An 18,400-nucleotide genomic window follows, 5' to 3' on the forward strand; every position below is an offset into this window, starting at 1 on the left:
CGCTAGACGCCACCGAAACTGCCGGCCAGGGTACCCATGATCAACGCCCAGCCATCCACCAGCACGAACAGCATGATCTTGAACGGCAGGGAGATGATCAGCGGCGACAGCATCATCATACCCATGGCCATCAGCACACTGGCCACCACCAGGTCGATGATCAGGAACGGGATGAAGATCATGAAGCCGATCTGGAACGCGGTCTTGAGTTCGGAGGTGACGAAGGCCGGTACCAGGATGGTCAACGGCGCCTCGTCCGGCGTGGCGATATCGGTACGCTTGGACAGGCGCATGAACAGGTCGAGATCGCTCTCGCGGGTCTGCGCCAGCATGAAGTCCTTGAGCGGCACCTGGGCCTTGGCCACCGCGTCCTGGGCCGACAGGGTCTCGGCCAGGTACGGCTGCAGGGCATCCTTGTTCACCCGGTCGAATACCGGCGCCATGATGAACAGGGTCAGGAACAGCGCCATGCCGGTGAGGATCTGGTTCGACGGCGTCTGCTGCAGGCCCAGGGCCTGGCGCAGGATCGAGAACACGATGATGATCCGGGTGAAGCTGGTCATCAGGATCACGAACGCCGGAATGAAGCTCAGCGCCGTCATGATCAGCAGGATCTGCAAGCTGACCGAGTACTCCTGTTGCCCATCCGCCCCGTTGGACAGGGTGATCGCCGGAATCGACAGCGGGTCGGCGGCTAGGGCCAGCGGCGCTGCGAACATCAGCAGCAGGGTCAACAGCATGCGCAATGCGCCCATCACGACTTGTCCTTTTGATCCTTGCCCAGCAGCTCCATCAGGCGCTGGGCGAATTCGGGCGTAGCCTGGCGGGCGCTGGCCGGTACCTGCACCGGCTCGGCCAGCACATGCAACGCGGTAAGGCTGCCCGGCGTATGACCGATCAGTATCTGTTCGTTGCCCACCTGCACCAGCAGCAGCCGATCACGCGGGCCGACCACGCGCGTGCCGACGATCTCGATGACCTGCTGGCCACGCGGCGTCACGTTCTGCACCCGGCGCAGCAGCCAGGCGAGAAAGAAGATCAGGCCCAGCACCAGCAACAACCCCAGCACCAGACGGCCCAACTGCCCGCTGGCACTGCCGGCTGCTGCCGTGGTCGCCGCGGCTGTCGTGGCCGCGGGCTGTGCCGCCAGTGCCAGGTCGAGCCAGAGCAGGCCGACCCCGGTCAGCCCCGCTTGCAGAAGACGCTTCACTCAGCGCAGCTTCTTGATGCGTTCGCTCGGGCTGATCACGTCGGTCAGGCGGATGCCGAACTTCTCGTTCACCACCACCACCTCGCCGTGCGCGATCAGGGTGCCGTTGACCAGCACGTCCAGCGGCTCGCCGGCCAGGCGGTCCAGCTCGATCACCGAACCCTGGTTCAGTTGCAGCAGGTTGCGGATGTTGATTTCGGTGCTGCCCACTTCCATCGAGATGCTCACCGGAATATCCAGGATCACGTCCAGGTTCGGGCCGTCCAGGGTCACTGCATCGTTGCCCTTGGGCGAGCTGCCGAATTCTTCCATCGGCAGGCGGTTGGGCGAGCCGGCACTGCTGCCGCCGTCAGCCGCCAACAGCGCGTCGATGTCGGACTGGCCGGCGTCGCCGGTCTCGCTCAGGGCTGCTGCCCACTCATCGGCCAGGGCCTGGTCTTCCATGGAGGTGATATCGTTTTCGTCAGCCATCTTGTCCTCGACGGGGCAATCAATTCAGTGTTAAAGCCAGGGTACCGATCAGCGGCGCTCGATCGGCTCGGTTACTTGCAATGCCAGCGTGCCCTTGTGCGAGCCCAACTTGGCCTTGAACGACGGTACGCCATTGGCGCGCAGTACCAGCTCGTCCGGCAGTTCGACCGGGATCACATCACCCGGCTGCATGTGCAGGATGTCGCGCAGGCGCAGCTCGCGGCGTGCCACGGTGGCGCTGATCGGCACGCTGACGTCCAGCACGTCTTCGCGCAGGGCCTTGATCCAGCGTTCGTCCTGGTCGTCCAGGTCGGACTGGAAGCCCGCGTCGAGCATTTCGCGCACCGGCTCGATCATCGAGTAGGGCATGGTCACGTGCAGGTCGCCGCCACCGCCATCGAGTTCGATGTGGAAGGTGGACACCACCACCGCCTCGCTCGGGCCGACGATGTTGGCCATGGCCGGGTTGACCTCCGAGTTGATGTACTCGAAGTTGACCGGCATGATCGCCTGCCAGGCTTCCTTGAGGTCGACGAAGCACTGGTCCAGCACCATGCGCACCACGCGCAATTCGGTGGGGGTGAACTCGCGACCCTCGATCTTGGCGTGACGACCGTCACCGCCGAAGAAATTGTCCACCAGCTTGAACACCAGCTTGGCATCGAGGATGAACAGCGAGGTGCCGCGCAACGGCTTGATCTTCACCAGGTTGAGGCTGGTGGGCACGTACAGCGAGTGCACGTACTCACCGAACTTCATCACCTGCACGCCCCCCACTGCCACATCCGCCGAGCGGCGCAGCAGGTTGAACATGCTCACGCGGGTATACCGGGCGAAACGTTCGTTGATCATTTCCAGGGTCGGCATGCGCCCGCGCACGATCCGGTCCTGGCTGGTCAGGTCGTAGCTCTTGATGCTGCCGGGGTCGGCGCCGCTATCGGTTTGCACCAGCCCGTCGTCGACGCCGTGCAGCAGGGCATCGATCTCATCCTGGGACAGCAGGTCCTGCATGGCCATCTTGGGCTCCTACTGCAATACGAAATTGGTGAACAGCAACTGGTCGATCACCAGCTTGCCGACTTCTTTCTGGGCCACTTCCTGCACGCTGGCGGTGGCCTTCTGGCGCAGCATCTCCTGGCCGACCGGGGTCGCCAGGGAGTCGAACGGCTGGCCGGAGAAGAGCATCACCAGGTTGTTGCGGATCACCGGCATGTGCACTTTCAGCGCATCCAGCGCAGCCTGGTCGCGCCCCTGCATGGTGATGCTCACCTGCATGTAGCGCTGACGACCGTTCTGGTTGAAGTTGACGACGAAGGCTGGCGCCAGCGGCTCGTAGATGGCCGCAGGCCTGACGTTGCTGACGGTTGCCGGGTCGACCTGAGGTTTGCTGTCGCCCCTTTGCAGGAAGAACCAGGTGGCGCCCACCGACAAGCCGATGGCCAGCAGCAATGCCAGCACCAGCAGCAGGATCAGCTTGAGTTTGCCTTTTACGGCGGGGTCTTTCACTGCTTCGCTCTTCGCCATGCCAATAATCCGTCACTCACAAGAGGTTTGTCCCACATGGCGAGGGTTGAGCAAGTGTTATGCCAGATTTGCGGGCCACACCGGCCCGATTGAGGAAGGCGACGAACGCAGGGGCAGATTCATCCGTGAAGGGCTGGGCAGCCGCCCCGCAACGCCCAGCCCTACCCGTGCAATCAGGCGTAGAAATCGACCGCGCTGGACCCCAGCACCACCGGTCGCTCCACCGGCTGGGCCGCCGCGTCGGCGTCGGCCTCTTCGCCGCCCGCGCCTTCATTGCGACGCGCGGCCACGCCGCTGAGCTTCGAGGTGCCGTCCTGCGAGCCCTGCTGCTGCTCGCGGGACTGGTCGGCCACGTTCACGTCAGGTTGCGCCAGGCCCTGTTCGGCGAACATTTCCTTGAGCCGGCTGGCCTGGTTTTCCAGCGCTTCGCGCACCACCACGTTGCCACTGGTGAAGGTGATCTGCGCCTGCTGCTCGGGTGTCATGTGCACGCGAATGTCCAAGCGCCCCAGCTCGGCTGGCTCCAGCTTGATTTCAGCCGACTTCAGGTTCTGGCTGGACAGGTACATCACGCGATTGACCAGGCCTTCGGTCCAGCCACCCTGGTGCATCGCCAGCGGCTGGTTCAGCGGCATCGCCACCGGCACCGCATTGGCGGTCTTGGGCGTCGCAGCCTGGGTCAGCGCGCTGAGGCGCTCGGCAAAGTCATCGACACGGGTATCGCTGGAGGCGCCCTTGAGGTCCTTAAGGCCGTCATCGAGCAGGTTGCTGAAGCCCTTCTCGCCCGGCTCGCTGTCGCCCGGATCGGCCTGACGCGGGTCGAGCATGGCCGCCAGGGTATTGACGGCAGGCTGGCCCTGGGTGGCTTCGGGTTGCGCCGTGGTCGGCTTGCTGGCATGGGCAGAGGTGGTGCCCTGGGCCTGGGCGTTCTGCTCCAGGGCCAGGCGCAATGCCGGCAGGTCCTCGAGCACGTCGCCGGCCGGGTCGAAAGCGGGTTCTTCCGGGGCCGGTGGCTGCGGCGCGACGGCCGGGGCCTGCACCTGGGCCTGCAACTGTGCGGCAGCCGCCTGCACCACTGGGGCCACCGCTTCGGCCTGAGCCTGGATCAGCTGTGCACCGGCCTGGGCGTCAGTAACCTGACCCGCCACCAGGCTCGAATCGAGCAGTTGAAGGTCATCGGCAACTGGCGTCGACTCGTCCGATACCGGCTTCTGTTCAGGCAATGAATTGCCGCTGTCGGCAACAGTGCGCTCCTGATCGGTCGCCGTCTTGCCGGCATTTGCCGCCCCGGCTGCAACGCCCGCCTTGTCGGCATTGGGCACATCCGCCTTGGCCGGCAGCTTGTCGCGGGACTGATCGGCATACACCTTGGAGAAGCCCGCAGCCTTGTCATTGGCGACCTGGGGCACCTTTTCGGGCGCTGGCGCAGCCGTGCGCGAGGCCTTGGCCACGGCGGACGGTTGCAGCAGCGGGTTTGAAGCGACAGGCATGGGAAGGGTCTCCACTACAGAAGCGCGAACTTGAATAGCGAAGAGACTGCAAGAGTCGCGCCAGGTTTGCGCTACACAGGATGCCTGGCCGCCTGCGGCGACACGCGCTCCAACTCGGCGACATAGAAGGGACGCACTTCGAGGTACTCGCACCTGATCTGGCTGATCAGGTCCTCGATGCCGTGTGCCGGCTGCTCCATCACGCGCACTTCCAGCTGCCGACACAACTCGGCCAGGTCGGTGGCGCCCATGTTGCTGCAGCTACCCTTGAAACTGTGGGCAGCCTCACTCAGCTGCCGGGGGGAGCGGGCGTCGCGCAGTTGCACCATGCGCTTTTCGCAATCGGCCAGGAAGGTCTCCAGCAACTCGGCATACTGGCTACCCATGACCTCCCGCAACTCGCCCACTACCTTGTTATCGATACGCTGATCGGACACTTGCTCACTCCTTGATCAAGTTCAATTATGCCAGAGCCACCCAGGCGAACTCCACGCGGGCCCTGCGCCCTCCGTCGGCCCATTCGGCGTGACGGCTCAAACGCCGGATCAGGCTCAGGCCACGCCCGCACAACCGCTGCTCCAACACCGGTCGGGCCAGCACTGTACCCACATCGAAGCCACTGCCGCTATCTTCGATCTCAATCACCAGACGCCCGCCACCCGCTACGGGTTCAACCTGAAGGTGCAAGCGTATGTAACCTTCCTGCAATGCCTGCAGGCGTCGGCTGCGCTCCTGATAATAGGCGGCAAACCCCTGGGCGTCGCGCTTGAGGGCCGAGTCGAGGGCCAGCACACCGTGCTCCAGTGCATTGGTGTAGAGCTCGTTGAGCACGCTGTGCAGCGCACCGCTCTGGGGGCGCAGGCCGTGTATTTCCTGCAGTACCTGCAACAGATAGGGCAAGGGGTTGAAGCGTTTGAGGGTCTGCGCGCGAAACTCGAACGACAGCGACCAGTCCAGTGGGCTGGACTGGCCGCTGTCCGAATAGACAAGCGGCGGCGGGGCCAGTGTCTGTGGCTCGACCACACTGATCTCGAGCATGCTGACATCGTCGCGGGACTGGCCGCGAAAGTCTTCGAGCGCCTGCAGCACATCCTCGAACAGGTGCTGCGGCGCACGGTTGCGCGCAAACACCTGGCGCAGGCGTTCCACCCCGAACAGCTGCTCATCCTGGTCGCAGGTATCCACCACCCCATCGGACAGCAGGAACAGACGATCCCCCAACGCCAGCGATACCACCTCGGGGTGCTCGTCGAAACGCTCCGGCGCCAGCACCCCCAAGGGCAAGTGCCGCGACACCAGCGCCTGGGGCTCGCCACCGGCCGCGGGCAGCAGGTAGCCGTCCGGCATGCCGCCGTTCCATACCTCGGCCAGGCGTCGTTCGAAACTCAGGCTGAGCATCATTGCGCAGCAGAACATGTCGACCGGCAGGATGCGCTTGAGCTTGGCGTTCATCTCGCGCAAGGTTTCGGCCAGGCCGTAGCCCTTGGCGGTCATGCCGTAGAACACCTCGGCCAACGGCATGGCGCCCACTGCAGCCGGCAGGCCATGGCCAGTGAAGTCGCCAAGCAGCACATGCATTTCACCGGTCGGCGTGAACGCCGCCAGCAGCAGGTCGCCGTTGAACAGCGCATAGGGAGATTGCAGGTAGCGGATGTTCGGCGCATTCAGGCACCCCGAATGCGTGACCTGATCGAACACCGCCTTGGCCACCCGCTGCTCGTTGAGCAGGTGACCGTGGTGGCGCGCCAGCTCGTCGCGCTGCTCCAGCACGGTCGCCTGCAGGCGACGCAGGCGATCCATCGCCTTGATCTTGGCGGCCAGGATCACCGGGCGATAAGGCTTGGGCAGAAAGTCGTCGCCACCAGCCTCCAGGCAACGCACCAGGGCCTGCTCCTCACTCAGCGAGGTAAGAAAGATGATCGGCACCAGCGCCTGGCCAGCCATCAGCTTGATCTGGCGAGCCGCCTCGAAGCCGTCCATCACCGGCATCAGCGCGTCGAGCAGCACCAGTTGCGGACGCAGCTCGGCAAACAGCGCCACTGCCTGCGCACCGTTCTCGGCCGTGATCACCGAATGCCCCTGCTCGCGCACGATGCGCGCCAGCAACAGGCGGTCGGTGGCGCCATCTTCGGCAATCAGCACGGTCAGCGACGACTGCTCGTTCACGAGGTCGCTCAAGTGATCTCGAACAGCTTGTCGAAATTGGAGATGGCGAGGATCTTGCGAACGTCGGAGCTGGCGTTGATCACCCGTATATACGCATCGTCGCCGCCGGCGTGGTCACGCAGCAGCAGGAGCATGCCCAGGGCGGAGCTGTCGAGATAGGTGGCGTCCTTCAAGTCGACGACCACGCCCTTGGAAGGTACTGGCTCGCGCTCGTAGCATTCACGAAACGCCTGGTGCTTGCCGAAATCGAACCGTCCCTTGACCCTGATCGTCAGGCTGTTCCCATCCGGCGATAGATCGTGCTCCACGGCCATATGCTCGACTCCTTCGATCATGGCGATTGCAGACACCACAGGTTTAGCAGCCCGCCCGCCCCTGGGCAACCTGCGCCGACCAATGCCGTGCTAGAAGCGATCGTGGCGCGGCAATCGCTGGGACAATTCGTCGAGCAGCTTCTGCTCGCGCTTGTCCTCGAGCATGCGGGCTTCATCGCGGTAGCGCTGTACCAGCTTGCGCAGGCCCTCGACCCGGGCGTAGGCCTGCTGCCAGGTGGCCCGTGCGTTGTTGAGGTTGGTCTGGTGCCACACCAGGCTCTGGTGTTGCTGGGCCACGGCGGTGTCCAGCTGGCTGAGAAAGCGCTGATAGCCCAGCAGCCAGCTGCCTGAAACGCCCTGGCCGCCCTTTTCCATCCACTGGTTCTGGTACTCGCTGCGAAACTGGTCCAGTTCCCGGAGCTTGGTTTCGGCCATGCTCACCTGCTGCTGGAAATGCCCGAGGCGCTGCACAGCCTTGCGCTCGGCCTCCTCGGCCATCTCCACCACCGGCACCAGGCGCGCGGCACGACTTGGCAGGGCCATCGGTTATCAGCCCGAAGCCGCTGGGGCGAACACCGCCGCCAGTTCATCGCGGCTCTGCTCATGGCTGACGTTTTCATTGAGCCCCTGGCGCAGGTACTGCACCAGCTTGGGTTGCAGGGAAATCGCCAGGTCCGTCTCGCGGTCGCCGCCAGCCACATAGGCACCCACGCTGATCAGGTCGCGGCTTTGCGACAGGCGCGACCAGAGCTGCTTGAACTGCTGGGCCTGGGTCATCTGCTCGGGGCTGACCACCTGCGGCATGACCCGGCTGATCGAAGCCTCGATATCGATGGCCGGGTAGTGCCCCTCTTCGGCCAGGCGCCGGGACAGCACGATATGGCCGTCGAGTACGCCCCGCGCGGAGTCGGCAATCGGGTCCTGCTGGTCGTCGCCTTCGGACAACACGGTGTAGAAGGCGGTGATCGAGCCACCACCGGCCTCGCCGTTGCCGGCGCGCTCCACCAGCTTGGGCAGCTTGGCGAACACGGAAGGCGGATAGCCCTTGGTGGCTGGCGGCTCGCCGATGGCCAGGGCGATTTCCCGCTGGGCCTGGGCGAAACGGGTCAGCGAATCCATCAGCAACAGCACGTTCTTGCCCTTGTCGCGAAAGTACTCGGCGATCCGCGTGCAGTACATGGCGGCGCGCAGGCGCATCAGCGGCGCATCATCGGCAGGGGATGCCACCACCACCGAACGCTTGATGCCCTCCTCGCCCAGGATGTGCTCGATGAACTCCTTGACCTCACGCCCCCGCTCACCGATCAGCCCCACCACGATGATGTCGGCCTCGGTGAAACGGGTCATCATGCCCAGCAGCACACTCTTGCCCACGCCGGTACCGGCGAACAGGCCAAGGCGCTGGCCACGGCCCACCGTCAGCAGGCCATTGATGCTGCGAATGCCCACGTCCAGCGGCTGGCTGATGGGGTCGCGGTTGAGTGGGTTGATGGTGGGGCCGTCCATCGGCACCCAGTCCTCGGCCTTCATCCCGCCCTTGCCATCCAGCGCCCGGCCGGCACCGTCCAGCACGCGACCGAGCATGCTCATGCCCATCGGCAGGCGGCCGCTTTCGGCCAGCGGCACCACCCGCGCACCGGGCGCGATGCCGGCAACGCTGCCCACCGGCATGAGAAACACCCGGTCACCGGCAAAGCCCATGACCTCGGCCTCGACCTGCACCGGATGGTAGCTGTCATCGTTGATCACCAGGCAGCGGCTGCCGACGGCAGCGCGCAGGCCCTCGGCCTCCAGGGTCAGGCCGACCATGCGCAACAACCGCCCTTCCACCACCGGCTGCGCCGGCAGGCTCACGGCCTCGGCATAGGTGCCCAGGCGCTTGCCGAAGCTGGTGCGGTCAAGGCGCATCGGGCGTGGCCTCGCGGGTGCCCGGGTCGCCAGCAAGGTCGACGTGCAAGTCTGGTGCGGCAGGGTGCAGGCCCTGGTCATGCAACTGGTCGAACAACTGGGTCATGGCCTTTTCGATGCGGGTCTCGACGGTGGCGTCGATACGGCTGTGCAACGTCTCGATGCGGCAACCACCGGGCAACAGTGCGTCGTCTTCGAGCAGGCGCCAGTTTTCCTCATGACGCTCGCGCAGGGCCTTGGCCAGCTCGAAGTCCTGCGGATTGACATGAATGCGGATGTTTTCGGCGCCCATCGGCAGCAGCTTGAGGGCCTCGCGCAGCACGTGGGTGATCTGGCTGGAGTCGGTGGCCAGCTCACGCCCGATCACCTCGCGGGTGATGCGGCTGACCATGTGCACCAGGGCCTTCTCGATCTGGTTGTCCTGCTCGGCGATCGGGTCGAGCAGGTGGCCCATCAGCTGCTCCAGGCTCGCCAGCTTGGCGCTCAGGGCCACTTCGGCCTCCTGGCGGACCTTGAGCTGGGTGCTGTGAAACCCTTCGCGCTCGCCGGTGGCAAAGCCTTCGTTGTAGGCTTCCTGGCGAATGCTTTCGAGCTCTTCGAGGGTCAGCGGCTGGACTTCTTCCAGCGGCACTTCTTCGACTTCCTCGACGATTTCCGGCTCGGGTTCGGGCTCGGGTTCCGGCTCCGGGTCGAAGCTGGGCAGCGCCCAGCGGTCGAAGCCCTCGACGTCGCGGGCGGGGATCAGTTCACTCAGGTGCTCGTTGGTCGACATGATTCCACGCGTTCAATTGGGTAGGCGCCGGGGTGGTCGGCGATGCGGCTGCCAGGCACCGGCGTGTACCGCGTTGAGGCATCCGCCGGCAAGGCCGGCTCCTGTGGAGGAGCCGGGGCCGGCGAACGGCTTTAGATCATTTCTTCGGCGCCCTTGCCGCCAAGCACGATCTCGCCGGCTTCGGCCATGCGCCGGGCAATGGTGAGGATCTCTTTCTGCGCCGTTTCCACGTCGCTGACCCGCACCGGGCCCTTGGCCTCGAGGTCGTCACGCAGCAGCTCGGAAGCCCGCTTGGACATGTTCTTGAAGATCTTGTCCTTGACCTTCTCGTCGGCGCCCTTGAGCGATACCACCAGCACGTCCGAGGACACTTCGCGCAACAGCGCCTGGATACCGCGGTCGTCGACATCGGCCAGGTTGTTGAAGACGAACATGAGGTCTTCGATCTGCTCGGACAGCTCGCCGTCGACGTCGCGAATCGCGTCCATCAGCTGGCCTTCGACCGAACTGTCGAGGAAGTTCATGATGTCGGCCGCGCGCTTGATACCGCCTAGTGTGGTACGCGCCGCGTTGGAGTTGCCCGAGAACTGCTTCTCCAGAATCTGGTTGAGCTCCTTGAGCGCCGCCGGCTGCACGGTGTTGAGCGAGGAGACGCGCAGGATGATGTCCAGGCGCACCTTGTGATCGAAGTTGCCCAGCACCTCACCAGCCTGGTCGGGGTCCAGGTAGGCCACCACGATGGCCTGGATCTGCGGGTGCTCGTAGCGGATCACGTCGGCCACGGCACGCGGCTCCATCCACTTCAGGCTGTCCAGGCCGCTGGTGTTGCCACCCAGCAGGATGCGGTCGATCAGGCCGTTGGCCTTGTCCTCGCCCAGGGCCTGGGTGAGCATCTTGCGGATGTAGCCGTCAGAGCCGACACCCAGGCTGGTCTGGTCGCCGACGATCTCGACGAACTCGCTCATCACCTGCTCGACCTGTTCGCGATGGACGTTGCCCATCTGCGCCATGGCCACGCCGACCCGCTGCACTTCCTTGGGGCCCATGTGGCGCAACACCTGCGCCGCATCGGTTTCACCCAGCGACAGCAGCAGGATGGCCGCCTTGTCGACACGGGTCAGTTTGGCGGTAAGGGCTCGATTATCACTCATCGGCGTTGATCCACTCTTTCACGACCTGGGCCACACGACCCGGGTCTTCGGCCACCAGGCTCTTGATTGCGTTCAGCTGAGCGTCGTAACCCTCGCTCGGGCTAGGCAACAGAATGCTTTGCGGACCACCCAGGCTGACGCGGTCGTTGGCCAGATCGCCATCCAGACCGAGCATGCCGCCCAGCTCCATGTCGCCATCGGCACCGGCGCCCTGCTTGCCGTTGCCGGTGATGTTGTTGAGCACCGGGCGCAGCACGCCGAACACCAGCACCAGGATGAACAGCACGCCCATGACCTGCTTGATGATGTCCCAGAACCACGGTTGCTGGTAGAACGGAATCTCGGTGAACACTTCGCCACGGTCGGCGGCGAATGGCACGTTGATCACGCTGACGCTGTCACCGCGGCTGGCATCGAAGCCGACGGCGTCCTGCACCAGGCGCGTGAAGCGCGCCAGGTCTTCGGCCCCCCATGGGGCGCGTGTCGACTCGCCAGTGGCCGGGTCGAGCTTGACCTGGTCGTCGACCACCACCGCGACCGACAGGCGGCTCAGGCGCCCCTGCTGCTGGCGGGTGTGGCTGATGGAACGGTCCAGTTCGAAGTTCTTGGTCGACTGCTGACGCTTGTCGGCCGGGTACGGTGCGAGCATCGGCTGGCCGGTGGCCGGGTCCATGATCTGCTGGCCGTTGGCGTCCAGCAGCGGCTGGCCTGGTTGCACCATGCCCGCGGCGGCCTGCGCCTGACCGGTCTGCTGTGGCGCAGTGGCCGGGCCGGGTGGCTGGTTGCTCAGGGCACCAGGCACGCCCTGCGGGCCCATGCTGCTGGAGCGTTGTTCGTTCACCGACTGCTCGCTGCGCAAGGCAGGCTGGTCGGGGTTGAACTGTTCGGAGGTGGACTCGACCGCACTGAAGTCGACGTCGGCGGAGACTTCGGCCTTGTAGCGGTCGTTGCCCAGCACCGGCAACAGAATGTTGTGCACGCGCTGGGTGAGCATGCCTTCCATGCGGCGGCTGTAGTCGAACTGCTTGCCGGCCATGGTCAGCTCGGAGTTCTCGCCCTGGTCGGACAGCAGGTTGCCCTTCTGGTCGACCACGGTCACCTGGGACTTGTTCAGTTCCGGAACGCTGGACGCCACCAGGTTGACGATGGCCGCCACCTGGCCGGGCTCGAGGCCACGCCCCGAATACAGCTCGACCAGTACCGAGGCACTGGGCTTGCGCTCGTCGCGCACGAACACCGAGCTTTTCGGAATGGCCAGGTGCACGCGGGCACCCTTGACGTTGTTCAGGCTGGAGATGGTACGCGCCAGTTCACCTTCCAGGCCGCGACGATAACGGGTGGCCTCCATGAACTGGCTGGTGCCCAGCCCCTGCTCCTTGTCGAGCAGTTCGAAGCCGACGTTGCCATCGCCTGGCGCCACGCCGGCCGCGGCAAGTTTCAGGCGCGCACGGGAGAGGTCTTCGGACTTGACCAGCAGCGCCCCGGAGCTGGGCTCGACGTTGTAGGCGATGTCGGCAGCGGACAGGGTGTCCATGACCTGCTTGGTGTCCATGCCGGCAAGGCTTGGGTACAGCGGGCGGTAGTCGGGCTGCTGCGACCACAGCACCACGGCAAAGCCGATCGCCACGCTCGCCGCCAACCCGACCAGCAGGCCGACCTGACGCAGCATGGGCATCTCTGCGATGTTTTCCAGAAAGGACATGCCGAACAGCGGCGGCTTGGGCGCCGGGCTGCCTTTGGCGGGCACGTTATCAACGACTGCTTCGGCCATGACTCAATCTCGCCCTTATACCGGCATCTGCATGATGTCTTGATACGCCTGCACCAGCTTGTTGCGCACCTGGGTCAAGGCCTGGAACGACACGCTGGCCTTCTGCGAGGCGATCATCACGTCGGTAAGGTCGACGCCGCTCTTGCCGATCTCGAAGGCGTTGGCCAACTGGGTGGACGCCTGCTGGGTATCGCTGACCTTGTTGATGGCCTGGCCAAGCATGTCGGCAAAACCGCTCGAGCCAAGCTCTGGCGCAGGGGCAGCCTTCGACATCGACATGGCGTCCGCCTGCATGGCCCGCATGTCCAACATCAATCGATTAAATTCAACACCTTGGCTCATTGACTCTTCTCTCCGACGACCCGCATTTTTTTGACACTACGCAGCGGACAGGCAGAACTTAGCAACAAGAGTGCCAGCTCTACCCCCAGGACCAACAAAAACGACCGGTTACGGCGTCACACGCCGCTGGCGTAGAGACTCGCCTCCACATCCAGGCCGGCATCACGCATCTGTGCCAGCTTGTAGCGCAAGGTGCGCGGGCTGATGCCCAGACGCTCGGCAGCCTCCTTGCGGCGCCCGCGCTCGGCGCGCAGGGTATCGATGATCATCTGGAACTCGTGGCGGCGCAGATCATCCCCCAGCCCGGCTGGCTCGGACGGCTCGGCCAGCACCGGCACCGGCTCTACGGGCGATGCCGCCAGCAGCGGCAGCACCCCGGCCAGGCAGAAGTCCGCCGCCTCGATCACCCCGCCCTGCTGCAGGATCAGCGCCCGCTGGATGGCGTTGTCCAGCTCGCGCACGTTGCCCGGCCACGGATAGCCTTGCAGGCAGGCCTGGGCCTGGGCCGACAGGCGCACGGGGGCATGCTTCATTTTATTGACGTGTCGCGCCAGCAGACGCTCGGCCAGCGGCAGAATGTCGGCGCTGCGCTCGCGCAGCGGTCGCCAGGCCAGCGGGAACACCGACAGGCGATAGAACAGGTCTTCGCGAAACCGCCCCGCCGCCACTTCGCCGGCAAGGTCGCGGTTGGTGGTGGCGACCACGCGGATGTCCAGCGCGATCGGCTTGCGCCCGCCTACCCGCTCGACCTCGCGCTCCTGCAGCACCCGCAGCAGCTTGGCCTGCAGCCCCAGCGGCATTTCGGAAATCTCGTCGAGCAGCAGCGTGCCACCGTCGGCCTGCTCGAACTTGCCTGGCTGGGCGGCTATCGCCCCGGTGAACGAGCCCTTTTCATGTCCGAACAACGTGGCTTCGAGCATGTTGTCGGGGATGGCGGCGCAGTTGATGGCCACGAATGGCTGGTCGGCACGCAGGGACTGCTGGTGAATGTAGCGCGCCAGCACCTCCTTGCCGGTGCCCGATTCGCCGGAAATCAGCACGGTGGAATCACTGCGCGCCACCCGCGCGGCCAGTTCGAGCAACTGCGCACTGGCAGGCTCGCGCGCCACCGGACCGTCGGCGTCCGCGCCGCTGGCAACGCCCAGGGCATGACGGGCCACCAGGTCGAGCAAAGCTCGCGGCTCGAAGGGCTTGACCAGATAGTCCGCAGCGCCCTGGCGCATCGCATCCACTGCACGCTCAACGGCGGCGTGCGCGGTCATCAGCAACACCGGCAACTGCGGCTGGCGGGCCCGCAACGCGGCCAGCAACTGGTGGCCGTCCATGCCCGGCATGTTGACGTCGCTGACCACCAGGCTGAAGGGCTGACTGGCCGCCACTTCCAGCGCTTCTTCGGCCGAGCCCACCGCGTGATAGGCAAAACCGCCCAGCTCCAGGGTATCGGCCAGGGCCTGGCGCAGTACGCGGTCATCCTCGACCAGCAGAACCTTGATCGCCCTCATGCCGTTGCCTCCAGCGGTGCGCCGATCAGCGGCAGGGTCACCAGCGCGCAGGTACCGCGCCCGGGGCGCGAGCGTAGCTGCACGGTGCCCTGGTGTGCACGGGCAACCGCCATCACCACCGCCAGGCCAAGCCCGGTGCCAGTGGCCTTGGTGGTCAGGAACGGCTCGCCCAGGCGCGCCAGCAATGCACTGTCGATGCCCGGCCCGGCATCGCTGATGCACAGGCGCAGGCTTTGCCCGCGACGATACAGGTGTACCTTGAGCCGAGCAGCGCCGGGCGCGGCCTGCAGGGCGTTTTCAATGAGATTGAGCAGCGCCCCCACCAGGGTGTCGCGGTTGCACAGCAATTCGCCCAGGTGGCTGTCGCACTGCCAGCGCACAGCATGCCCCTGTACATGTACCTGCGCGGCCTGCTGCAGCGCCTGGAACAACGCCTTGGGGGTCACGCGGTCGGTCAGCGGCAGTTCGCCGCGGGCGAACACCAGCATGTCGCGTACCTGGTGCTCGAGTTCGTGCAGACGCTCCTTGAGGCTGCCGGCAAAACGCTGACGGGTGTCCAGCGGCAGGTCCTGCTCGGCCAGGTGACTGGCATACAGCAAGGCGGCCGACAGTGGCGTGCGGATCTGATGCGCCAGCGAGGCCACCATCCGCCCCAGGGTCGACAGGCGCTCGTGCCGCGCCAGCTGGCTTTGCAGGTGGCGGGTTTCGGTGAGATCGGTCAACAGCACCAGTTGGCCCGGCTCGGCATCCAGCGAGCGGGTAGCGATCGACAGGCGGCGACCATCGCGCAGCGACACTTCGTGGCCGTCGTCCTCGCGCGGCGCAAAGCTGCGGGCGATCACCTGACGCCACAGCTCGCCCACCAGCGGCTGACCCAGCAGTTCGACGGCGGCCGGGTTGGCCTCGCGCACGCGGCCCTGGCCGTCGATCACGATCACCCCGCCGGGCAACAGCGACAGCAGGTTCTGCAGGCGGTTGGCCAGTCGCTCCTTCTCCGCCAGCTCCGCCATGCGCTGCGCACTGACCACGGCCAACTCCCCCTTGAGCTCGGTGACACGGGCCTCGAGCAGGTTGTAGGACTGGCTCAGTTGGGTCGACACCTGGTCGAACAGGGCAAACGCCTGCTCGAGCCCCTGACGACTCTGCTGTTCGGCGGCGTCAGAACGCCTGGGCTCGGCGGCGGGGATGTGGGCGGCGTGGGGCATGGGTTGCTCTCTCGCATGGCTCACCGTCATAAAACGGTATGTTGCCAGCGGTATAGCAATAGACGTGCCGGATACTTTGACGGGGGGGTGCCAGCAGCAGCGGCGCGCCGCCCAAAGCCAGCAAGGGCAGGCTTTACAGCCCTGTGGAAAATAGGGGTATTGCGTTCGGCAGGCCCCGGTCGGGGCCTGCCAGCAGGAAGCAGGCGTCAATCCTCCGCCTGTTCGTCTCCATCGCGACGGCTCATGCCGTACTTGCGCATTTTTTCCACCAGCGTGGTGCGGCGGATGCGCAGGCGCTCTGCGGCACGCGCCACGATACCGTTGGCATCGTCCAGCGCCTGCTGGATCAGGCCCTGCTCGAGGCTGCCCAGGTAGTCCTTGAGGTCGAGACCTTCGGGCGGCAACATCGCATGGTTGCTGAAATTGGGCGTATGGCCGTTGATTGCCACGCGCTCTTCCAGGTCCGAGCGCAGGCTGTCGACCAGTTGCTCGTCCTCATCATCGACGTAGCGGAACTTCTTCGGCAGCTCGGACACGCCGATCACGCCATACGGGTGCATGATCGCCATGCGCTCCACCAGGTTCGCCAGCTCGCGCACGTTGCCCGGCCAGCCATGGCGGCACAGCGACATGATCGCGGCGGAATTGAAGCGGATCGACCCCCGCTTCTCGTGCTCCATGCGCGAGATCAACTCGTTCATCAGCAGCGGAATGTCTTCGACCCGCTCACGCAGCGGGGCCATCTCGATCGGGAACACATTGAGGCGGTAGTACAGGTCTTCGCGAAAGCTACCCACCTCGATCATGCTCTCGAGGTTCTTGTGAGTGGCGGCGATGATGCGCACATCGATGCTCTGGGTCTTGTTGCTACCCACACGCTCGAAGGTGCGCTCCTGCAGCACGCGCAGCAGCTTGACCTGCATCGGCAGCGGCATGTCGCCGATTTCGTCGAGGAACAGGGTGCCGCCATTGGCCAGCTCGAAACGCCCGGCACGGCTGGTGATGGCGCCGGTGAACGCCCCCTTCTCGTGACCGAACAGTTCGCTTTCGAGCAGCTCGGCCGGGATCGCGCCGCAGTTGACCGGCACGAACGGCGCTTCACGGCGCTTGGAATGGTAGTGCAGGTTGCGCGCGACCACTTCCTTGCCCGTACCCGACTCGCCGAGGATCAGCACGCTGGCGTCGGTGTCGGCCACCTGCTGCATCATCTGGCGCACATGCTGGATGGCGCGGCTGGTACCGACCAGGCTACGGAACAGGTTGGGCTCACGCTGACGACCGCGCTCGCGGGCCTGGTCGTACATCTCGCGATAGACCTGGGCACGGTGCAGCGAATCAAGCAGCTTGCTGTAGCTGGGCGGCATCTCCAGGTTGGAAAGCACCCGGCGGCGCAGGTCCTCGGGCAACTCGGCAGAAGATATTTCACCCAACAGCAATACCGGAAGGAACTCATCCCAGGCAGCCACGGTCTTAAGCAAGCCCAAAAGGCTTGCCGGAGCGTTCACGGTGCCGACCAGGACACAGAGTACTTCACGGCTGGATGACAACGACTGAACGACCTGCTGCCAATCGTGGCTGGAGCAGGAAAGATTTTCTTCGCCAAGAAAATTCAGCACCACCGCCAGGTCGCGGCGGCGAGCGTCATCGTCATCGATCAGGAGAATTTTGGTTTCACGCCACATGCAATCGAAACTTCCCTAGTCAACTCGACACCCAATGTGGGCATGCTCGACATCCATTCCGACTGGAGCGGTCAGTGATCGGACGTCTGAAATTAGAAAACAGCCACTAGTTAAGTCAAAAAATCGTACACAGTCAAATTTATGGCGCACTGCATTTTCGAACCGTCCAGCGTCAGCTGAACAGATGGTATACCTTTGCGGCGTTTTTCGCTTGGCGGATCTGCGTCATCTCGTCGACTATTGTTTGACGTTCACCACTTGCAACATCAATTAGTTGGCGGTAGACGTCGAGCAATTCCTCAAGACTGGTGCGCAGAACCTGTTCGTTGGTCGATGCCTCGGCCAGTACGTCCTCGACGCAAACACGGCAGCTCAGGTCCAGTTCGGTGATCGTTTCCCAGTCGCGGCTGGCCAATGCCCCGAGCAGGGCTTCGCGGGTTTGTTCGATACGTTCGAGCACGGCACTCATGGCGTTCTCCTAGACGTCGGCGACCTGATCGCCGATCGCGTCCCAACCTTCCTTGACGGTAATCAGCAGGCGTGCGACTTCATTGAGGATCTCCGGGTCGTTCTGCACGTTGGCCTCGACCAGGCGCCTGCTCATGTAGGCGTACAGCCCATCGATGTCGGCCAGTGCCTCGGCCTGGTTTTCGAGGTCGAGCCCTTCGCGCAGACCGCCGATGATCCCGATGGCCTTGCCGATCAGGATGCCCTTCTGGGCCAGGTCATTGCGCGCGATTGCACCTTTGGCCTGCGCGATGCGATCCAGCCCGCCCTGCATGAGCATCTGCACGAGACGGTGCGGGCTGGCCTCGGAGGTCTGCGCCACGCCGTTGACTTTCTGATACTGCCGAAGGGCCAACATAGGGTTCATGTTCTACCTCGTAACAAA

The 18,400-nt window shown here is 64.7% G+C and carries 21 protein-coding genes; 1 reads left to right on the plus strand and 20 read right to left on the minus strand.

Features of this window, described 5'->3' with window-relative positions; all coding sequences use genetic code 11:
- Positions 1–2 precede the first annotated feature (2 nt).
- The 18 genes from fliP to fleQ form a co-directional block, all read right to left on the minus strand.
- Positions 3–755, minus strand: a complete 753-nt coding sequence (gene fliP, locus NP552_RS22695; protein ID WP_054915628.1) for a flagellar type III secretion system pore protein FliP — start codon at positions 753–755, stop codon at positions 3–5.
- Positions 755–1,186 carry a flagellar biosynthetic protein FliO gene (gene fliO, locus NP552_RS22700; protein WP_370409109.1) on the minus strand — a complete coding sequence of 144 codons (432 nt, stop codon included), beginning with the start codon at positions 1,184–1,186 and terminating at the stop codon, positions 755–757. Before fliO ends, fliP begins: the two co-directional genes overlap by 1 nt.
- A 24-nt stretch (positions 1,187–1,210) precedes the next feature.
- A complete protein-coding gene (gene fliN, locus NP552_RS22705; RefSeq protein WP_043861815.1) occupies positions 1,211–1,681 on the minus strand; it encodes a flagellar motor switch protein FliN in 471 nt (156 codons plus the stop codon).
- Positions 1,682–1,729: 48 nt separating this feature from the next.
- The gene (gene fliM / locus NP552_RS22710; RefSeq protein WP_043861814.1) at positions 1,730–2,698 is read right to left on the minus strand and encodes a flagellar motor switch protein FliM; all 969 of its coding nucleotides are present in this window, start codon (positions 2,696–2,698) and stop codon (positions 1,730–1,732) included.
- A gap of 9 nt (positions 2,699–2,707) precedes the next feature.
- Positions 2,708–3,205 (minus strand): flagellar basal body-associated protein FliL, encoded by a 498-nt coding sequence (gene fliL / locus NP552_RS22715; RefSeq protein ID WP_054915630.1) that lies wholly within the window; start codon positions 3,203–3,205, stop codon positions 2,708–2,710.
- Between the two features lie 173 nt (positions 3,206–3,378).
- Positions 3,379–4,695, minus strand: a complete 1,317-nt coding sequence (locus tag NP552_RS22720; protein WP_043861812.1) for a flagellar hook-length control protein FliK — start codon at positions 4,693–4,695, stop codon at positions 3,379–3,381.
- A 71-nt stretch (positions 4,696–4,766) separates the two neighbouring features.
- Positions 4,767–5,132, minus strand: coding sequence for an Hpt domain-containing protein (locus NP552_RS22725; RefSeq protein ID WP_043861811.1), 366 nt, complete (start codon positions 5,130–5,132; stop codon positions 4,767–4,769).
- Between the two features lie 25 nt (positions 5,133–5,157).
- Positions 5,158–6,873, minus strand: a complete 1,716-nt coding sequence (locus NP552_RS22730) for a fused response regulator/phosphatase (RefSeq protein ID WP_043861810.1) — start codon at positions 6,871–6,873, stop codon at positions 5,158–5,160.
- Positions 6,870–7,175, minus strand: a complete 306-nt coding sequence (locus NP552_RS22735; protein WP_043861809.1) for an STAS domain-containing protein — start codon at positions 7,173–7,175, stop codon at positions 6,870–6,872. Before NP552_RS22735 ends, NP552_RS22730 begins: the two co-directional genes overlap by 4 nt.
- Before the next feature lie 90 nt (positions 7,176–7,265).
- Entirely contained in the window at positions 7,266–7,718 is a 453-nt protein-coding gene (gene fliJ, locus NP552_RS22740) for a flagellar export protein FliJ (protein WP_043861808.1), read from the minus strand.
- Between the two features lie 6 nt (positions 7,719–7,724).
- Entirely contained in the window at positions 7,725–9,083 is a 1,359-nt protein-coding gene (fliI, locus tag NP552_RS22745) for a flagellar protein export ATPase FliI (protein ID WP_043861807.1), read from the minus strand.
- The gene (gene fliH, locus NP552_RS22750; protein WP_058542054.1) at positions 9,073–9,855 is read right to left on the minus strand and encodes a flagellar assembly protein FliH; all 783 of its coding nucleotides are present in this window, start codon (positions 9,853–9,855) and stop codon (positions 9,073–9,075) included. Before fliH ends, fliI begins: the two co-directional genes overlap by 11 nt.
- Before the next feature lie 131 nt (positions 9,856–9,986).
- Positions 9,987–11,006, minus strand: coding sequence for a flagellar motor switch protein FliG (gene fliG / locus NP552_RS22755; RefSeq protein WP_043861805.1), 1,020 nt, complete (start codon positions 11,004–11,006; stop codon positions 9,987–9,989).
- Positions 10,999–12,777 (minus strand): flagellar basal-body MS-ring/collar protein FliF, encoded by a 1,779-nt coding sequence (gene fliF / locus NP552_RS22760; protein WP_043861804.1) that lies wholly within the window; start codon positions 12,775–12,777, stop codon positions 10,999–11,001. The genes fliG and fliF overlap by 8 nt, the downstream gene beginning before the upstream one ends.
- 15 nt (positions 12,778–12,792) lie before the next feature.
- A complete protein-coding gene (fliE, locus tag NP552_RS22765) occupies positions 12,793–13,119 on the minus strand; it encodes a flagellar hook-basal body complex protein FliE (protein ID WP_043861803.1) in 327 nt (108 codons plus the stop codon).
- A 116-nt stretch (positions 13,120–13,235) separates the two neighbouring features.
- A complete protein-coding gene (locus NP552_RS22770; protein WP_054915634.1) occupies positions 13,236–14,621 on the minus strand; it encodes a sigma-54-dependent transcriptional regulator in 1,386 nt (461 codons plus the stop codon).
- Positions 14,618–15,826: a sensor histidine kinase gene (locus NP552_RS22775; RefSeq protein ID WP_054915635.1), complete on the minus strand. Its 1,209-nt coding sequence runs from the start codon at positions 15,824–15,826 to the stop codon at positions 14,618–14,620. Before NP552_RS22775 ends, NP552_RS22770 begins: the two co-directional genes overlap by 4 nt.
- Positions 15,827–16,032: 206 nt before the next feature.
- Positions 16,033–17,484 (minus strand): transcriptional regulator FleQ, encoded by a 1,452-nt coding sequence (gene fleQ / locus NP552_RS22780; protein ID WP_229590457.1) that lies wholly within the window; start codon positions 17,482–17,484, stop codon positions 16,033–16,035.
- Here fleQ and NP552_RS22785 point away from each other — a divergent pair.
- The gene (locus NP552_RS22785) at positions 17,398–17,586 is read left to right on the plus strand and encodes a hypothetical protein (RefSeq protein ID WP_229590459.1); all 189 of its coding nucleotides are present in this window, start codon (positions 17,398–17,400) and stop codon (positions 17,584–17,586) included. The genes fleQ and NP552_RS22785 overlap by 87 nt on opposite strands.
- Before the next feature lie 94 nt (positions 17,587–17,680).
- Here NP552_RS22785 and NP552_RS22790 read toward each other — a convergent pair whose 3' ends face one another.
- Together NP552_RS22790 and fliS are read right to left on the minus strand one after the other, a co-directional pair.
- Positions 17,681–17,977: a flagellar assembly protein FliT gene (locus NP552_RS22790; RefSeq protein WP_043861799.1), complete on the minus strand. Its 297-nt coding sequence runs from the start codon at positions 17,975–17,977 to the stop codon at positions 17,681–17,683.
- Between the two features lie 9 nt (positions 17,978–17,986).
- A complete protein-coding gene (fliS, locus tag NP552_RS22795) occupies positions 17,987–18,382 on the minus strand; it encodes a flagellar export chaperone FliS (RefSeq protein WP_043861798.1) in 396 nt (131 codons plus the stop codon).
- Positions 18,383–18,400 lie beyond the last annotated feature (18 nt).

Source organism: Pseudomonas sp. 8209 (assembly GCF_028682105.1).
Classification (GTDB): Bacteria; Pseudomonadota; Gammaproteobacteria; order Pseudomonadales; family Pseudomonadaceae; genus Aquipseudomonas; species Aquipseudomonas palmensis.

What these genes read in the sequence shown, in the direction of transcription:
- fliG (WP_043861805.1), bottom strand. Translation starts at nt 11,006, where the DNA reads ATGAGTGATAATCGAGCCCTTACCGCCAAACTGACCCGTGTCGACAAG.
- fliI (WP_043861807.1), bottom strand. Translation starts at nt 9,083, where the DNA reads ATGCGCCTTGACCGCACCAGCTTCGGCAAGCGCCTGGGCACCTATGCC.
- fliE (WP_043861803.1), bottom strand. Translation starts at nt 13,119, where the DNA reads ATGAGCCAAGGTGTTGAATTTAATCGATTGATGTTGGACATGCGGGCC.
- fliL (WP_054915630.1), bottom strand. Translation starts at nt 3,205, where the DNA reads ATGGCGAAGAGCGAAGCAGTGAAAGACCCCGCCGTAAAAGGCAAACTC.
- fliF (WP_043861804.1), bottom strand. Translation starts at nt 12,777, where the DNA reads ATGGCCGAAGCAGTCGTTGATAACGTGCCCGCCAAAGGCAGCCCGGCG.
- NP552_RS22775 (WP_054915635.1), bottom strand. Translation starts at nt 15,826, where the DNA reads ATGCCCCACGCCGCCCACATCCCCGCCGCCGAGCCCAGGCGTTCTGAC.
- fliS (WP_043861798.1), bottom strand. Translation starts at nt 18,382, where the DNA reads ATGAACCCTATGTTGGCCCTTCGGCAGTATCAGAAAGTCAACGGCGTG.
- NP552_RS22770 (WP_054915634.1), bottom strand. Translation starts at nt 14,621, where the DNA reads ATGAGGGCGATCAAGGTTCTGCTGGTCGAGGATGACCGCGTACTGCGC.
- NP552_RS22790 (WP_043861799.1), bottom strand. Translation starts at nt 17,977, where the DNA reads ATGAGTGCCGTGCTCGAACGTATCGAACAAACCCGCGAAGCCCTGCTC.
- fliP (WP_054915628.1), bottom strand. Translation starts at nt 755, where the DNA reads ATGGGCGCATTGCGCATGCTGTTGACCCTGCTGCTGATGTTCGCAGCG.
- fliM (WP_043861814.1), bottom strand. Translation starts at nt 2,698, where the DNA reads ATGGCCATGCAGGACCTGCTGTCCCAGGATGAGATCGATGCCCTGCTG.
- fliH (WP_058542054.1), bottom strand. Translation starts at nt 9,855, where the DNA reads ATGTCGACCAACGAGCACCTGAGTGAACTGATCCCCGCCCGCGACGTC.
- NP552_RS22720 (WP_043861812.1), bottom strand. Translation starts at nt 4,695, where the DNA reads ATGCCTGTCGCTTCAAACCCGCTGCTGCAACCGTCCGCCGTGGCCAAG.
- fliJ (WP_043861808.1), bottom strand. Translation starts at nt 7,718, where the DNA reads ATGGCCCTGCCAAGTCGTGCCGCGCGCCTGGTGCCGGTGGTGGAGATG.
- NP552_RS22735 (WP_043861809.1), bottom strand. Translation starts at nt 7,175, where the DNA reads ATGGCCGTGGAGCACGATCTATCGCCGGATGGGAACAGCCTGACGATC.
- fliN (WP_043861815.1), bottom strand. Translation starts at nt 1,681, where the DNA reads ATGGCTGACGAAAACGATATCACCTCCATGGAAGACCAGGCCCTGGCC.